Source organism: Lentilactobacillus kisonensis DSM 19906 = JCM 15041, assembly GCF_001434135.1.
GTDB lineage: Bacteria > Bacillota > Bacilli > Lactobacillales > Lactobacillaceae > Lentilactobacillus > Lentilactobacillus kisonensis.
The window spans coordinates 1-2,839 of sequence record NZ_AZEB01000066.1 but is presented as its reverse complement, the minus strand read 5'-3'; the positions used below and the strand labels follow the sequence as shown (position 1 = coordinate 2,839).

General features: G+C 43.2%; 6 protein-coding genes. All 6 read left to right on the top strand.

The window, feature by feature from the left end; genetic code table 11:
* Nucleotides 1-47: 47 nt before the first annotated feature.
* Genes FC98_RS13620 through FC98_RS13595 form a run of 6 tightly spaced genes read left to right on the top strand, consistent with a single transcriptional unit; the run spans nucleotide 48 to nucleotide 2,821 of the window.
* On the top strand, nucleotides 48-251 hold the full coding sequence (locus tag FC98_RS13620; RefSeq protein WP_054655319.1) for a LysM peptidoglycan-binding domain-containing protein: 204 nt from the start codon (nucleotides 48-50) through the stop codon (nucleotides 249-251).
* Nucleotides 252-262: 11 nt separating this feature from the next.
* On the top strand, nucleotides 263-604 hold the full coding sequence (locus FC98_RS13615; protein WP_008856332.1) for a hypothetical protein: 342 nt from the start codon (nucleotides 263-265) through the stop codon (nucleotides 602-604).
* On the top strand, nucleotides 597-1,118 hold the full coding sequence (locus tag FC98_RS13610) for a hypothetical protein (RefSeq protein WP_235803652.1): 522 nt from the start codon (nucleotides 597-599) through the stop codon (nucleotides 1,116-1,118). Before FC98_RS13615 ends, FC98_RS13610 begins: the two co-directional genes overlap by 8 nt.
* The gene (locus tag FC98_RS13605; RefSeq protein WP_056949749.1) at nucleotides 1,115-1,591 is read left to right on the top strand and encodes a hypothetical protein; all 477 of its coding nucleotides are present in this window, start codon (nucleotides 1,115-1,117) and stop codon (nucleotides 1,589-1,591) included. The genes FC98_RS13610 and FC98_RS13605 overlap by 4 nt, the downstream gene beginning before the upstream one ends.
* Nucleotides 1,518-2,006, top strand: a complete 489-nt coding sequence (locus tag FC98_RS13600; RefSeq protein WP_235803651.1) for a phage neck terminator protein — start codon at nucleotides 1,518-1,520, stop codon at nucleotides 2,004-2,006. The genes FC98_RS13605 and FC98_RS13600 overlap by 74 nt, the downstream gene beginning before the upstream one ends.
* 11 nt (nucleotides 2,007-2,017) lie before the next feature.
* The gene (locus FC98_RS13595) at nucleotides 2,018-2,821 is read left to right on the top strand and encodes an Ig-like domain-containing protein (RefSeq protein ID WP_054655325.1); all 804 of its coding nucleotides are present in this window, start codon (nucleotides 2,018-2,020) and stop codon (nucleotides 2,819-2,821) included.
* Nucleotides 2,822-2,839 lie beyond the last annotated feature (18 nt).

Sequence of the window (2,839 nt, the reverse complement as noted above, 5' to 3'; positions counted from 1 at the left end):
TGACAAGCAATTCAGTACATTACGATTTGAAGTAAGGAGGAAATGACATGTTCCCTGATCAAATTGATACATCAAAAAACTTTTCAAAAAACGGCGATGTTTACTATACCGTGCAGCCGGGCGATGAGCTGTGGGCAGTCGCAACCGCCAACAATACGACAACTCGTAAATTAGCCAACTTGAATCGGATCTATCCGCAGTCTGATCTTGTTCCCGGCAAAGATATCATTATCTTTAAAGGATCCAAGTAGAAGGTGATCATATGGACTATCCATTTGACCAAAGTGAGGTCATTGCCAGTGTTAAAAGGCTGTCAGATGTTGATGTAAGCGATGATGCATTAAATGATTTACTTGAAATTGCTTATGGCCTGCTTAAACCACTAAACATTCCTACTGATCAGTTTGTTTGGAACCAAGCCATGGAAATGAAGATTCTATCACTTATTTGGATCAATTCTGACCTTGGCAAAGGTATCCTGGTGGATAATTTTAAAGACTTACACACCCAATACAATGGTAATGCGACTAATCACTGGGAAGAGTTGCTAAATGACCTACTGAGCCGATATGGACATTCAAGGTGGCGAATTAAACTTGGCTGAACTATTTTCTGACGACAATAACTTTTCCAAGATTAAAGAGGAACTGCGAGCCCTCAATCGATACCGAGTGGAAGTTGGGGTCATGGTGCCGGTTGGTAATAAATCTCTAGCATTCCTACAAATGATCGCCACCGTTAATGAATTTGGTGCTGAGATTTACCCTAAAAATGGTCCATATTTGGTCATCCCAATGAAAGATGGGAGCTTCTATAAGCTTAAGCACGTTAAAATCCCTGAACGCTCATTTCTTAGAGATGGCATTGACTTAGGGATGTTTCGCATCAATGAGCTTGTTGAACGTGACCTTAGTCGCATCATGAATAGTGAATTAACGGCTTATGAACTGTATGAAGATGTGGGTCGATTGATTCAACAACGGATCAAAGATGAAATCAAGCTTAAAGTTACGCCGCATAACGCGCCAATAACCATCGAGAATAAGGGTAAAGACGATCCGCTTGTTGATACGGGTGCACTTTATAAATCAATTGGGGTGAAGGTGATGGAAATTTGAAATTCATCAAAAAGAATTTAATAAACCGTTACGGTATTCCAATTAGAATTTATCAGAACACGTCGTATCAGGACGGTGGCACCTCTTTAACGGGGGACTTTATGCGAACTGATTTCCGTAAACAGCCCTACACCGATGTTAGTGAACCGGTTGCGCCCGTTAGTCCTAATGCAAATGCTAATCAGATTATTTTGACAAGTGATGGTAAGAGCATTAATTGCAACCATGAATGGTATTCGTTACAAGATGTCCCATTTGGGACGGTGGTTGCCATTAAAACCGGCGAGGATGAGGATCACTGGGAGTATTTGCAAGTGGTTGGTAAGGATCCGTACTATGGCCTGTCAGACGCTTGTATCTACTACCTACGTTCGGATAGTCAGGAGGTGAATAGCGATAATGAAGCGCACGATCAATTGGACGGAAGTAATCGCAATAATGCGACAAACGATCCGTTCTTTAACGAGTCTTGATGAAGCTCACGTGATTGAGGATTATTCTCTGGGTTCAAAACCGACCTTGCCGTTTATCACTGTTCATCCACGTGGCAACATTATCACGCCCGTTCAACATCAGTACCCCATGCATGAACCAGTTGATACCCATATCTCAATCACGGTTCACGCAACATCAGAGTCTCGGGCACTTGACATCATGGACAACTTACAAGCCAATTTACGGGATCCTGAAATCCGTTATCAAGTTAAGCAGCAAGGAATTATCATTGTCGCGGTGCTTGATCCACAAGATCAAAGCGTGATCGGGATTAATAACTCGGAACAACAGTATGGATTTGATTTACAAATCAGACTAGAACGCAATTTTGAGTCCGATCAGCCAACTATTGAAGCCATCGATAGCAACAATGAAAAAATTACAAGAAATTAGGAGGAAACACTATGTCAATTACAAATGAACCACTTGGTCCAGTTCATACTTCGGTGAAAACCGTTCGAAAAGTTAAGGAGTTGAGCGACCAGATCCCGAAGTATTTGATTGAAGATCCTGATGCAACTGAAGCCACGCAAACTCAGTACAACGACCTTCAGGAAGTCGGTGATGACTTTGACCCAGATACCTTAATCTATAAGCATGCTCAAGCCGCTTTTGGGGGTCCCAACCCACCAGAAGCGATTTTAGTTGTTCGGGCCGTTTCTGAAAACACTTATGTATCGCCAACTAGTTTAACGGTTGATCAAGCCTCAATCTCAGGCGTCGCCGGTCAAACTGGTAAAGTTACAACGACTGTTTTGCCAGTAACTGCCACCGAAAAGAATGTAACGGCAACGTCAGGCGATACCGATGTAGCGACCGTTTCACCAAATGGAGATGGCAGTTTCACAATTGTTTATAAGTCTGCTGGTCACGCTACTATTACATTCAGAGCTGGGGTTAATGACGACATTACAACCACCACCAAAGTGACGGTTATCGCCAACACTGTGCCGGTAACGGGTGTGTCACTTGATAAGACGTCACTTTCTGGAACAGCTGGCGGCAATGATAAATTAACAGCCAAAGTTACGCCGGACAATGCAACTGACACGAAGGTTTCCTTCGCCTCTAAGGATTCAAGTATTGCCACGGTCGATGACACTGGTAAAGTCGCCTACGTTAAGGCTGGTGAAACACAAATCACCGCCACAACAGAAGACGGTAGCTTCACTGCCAACTGTGATGTGACTGTAGCAGCGAGTAAATGATTCGCCGCAGGCAAAAGG